Here is an 888-nt window from a genome sequence, read left to right as displayed (position 1 = left end):
CTGACATTGTGATCGGCGACAATGGTTCAGCCCAGTTTACCGATGGCCATCTGATCACGCTGACCAGTACGGATGTTGACGATTCCACCGGCGGTAATGACACCCTGAACCTTGGCGATGGCTTCAACCGGGTTATTGGTGGTACTGGCGAAGACACCATTACTGGCGGTAGTGGCATCGATCAGGTTTTAGGCGATCACGGCAACATGACTTGGGATGTCACCGACATTCTCCGGACAATGACCAGCAGCCTGGCATCACAGGGAGCTGGCGACACCATCAAACTGTCAGGCGGTGATAACACGGTCATTGCAGGCATGGGTGATGATGTTGTTGAAACCGGCGATGGCAATGATCATCTGTTAGGTGACAGTGGCGTCATTGAATATGATGAACAGGGCATCATTATTTCTGTCAAATCTCTTGATCATGAGCTGGGCGGCGCAGACCAGATCACCGCAGGTGATGGAAATAATCTGGTAATAGGTGGTTACGAGGGCGATCAAATTCTTGTCGGGAACGGTGCAGATATCGTTATCGGTGATAACGGTTCCGCTGAATTCACCGAAGGTGACCAGATCACCCTCAAGAGTACTGACGAAAGTGATGCTACCGGTAGTAATGACACCATTACTGCCGGGAACGGTTTCAACCGCATTATTGGTGGCGCCGGAACCGACATTATCACAGCGGGTATCAATGAAGATCACGTAATAGGTGACCACGGTGTCATGGTCTATGACACGGCGGATATCCTGCAGTCAGCCATAAGTTCGCTGAATGATCAGGGAGCCCGTGATGTTATCACTCTTTCTAATGGCAATAATGTCGTGATCGCAGGGCAGGGTAACGATGAAGTGACCACCACTGGTGGTGATGACATCGTGG

1 protein-coding gene is annotated in these 888 nt (G+C 50.9%); it reads left to right on the top strand.

Features of this window, described 5'->3' with window-relative positions; genetic code table 11:
- Positions 1 to 888 (top strand): calcium-binding protein (locus AC27K1_RS21580; protein WP_487152860.1); only part of this gene is annotated, 888 nt, incomplete at both ends.

The sequence above is a fragment of the Kistimonas ophiarachnellae genome, assembly GCF_057552235.1.
This window is presented reverse-complemented; position numbering and strand designations above follow the sequence as displayed.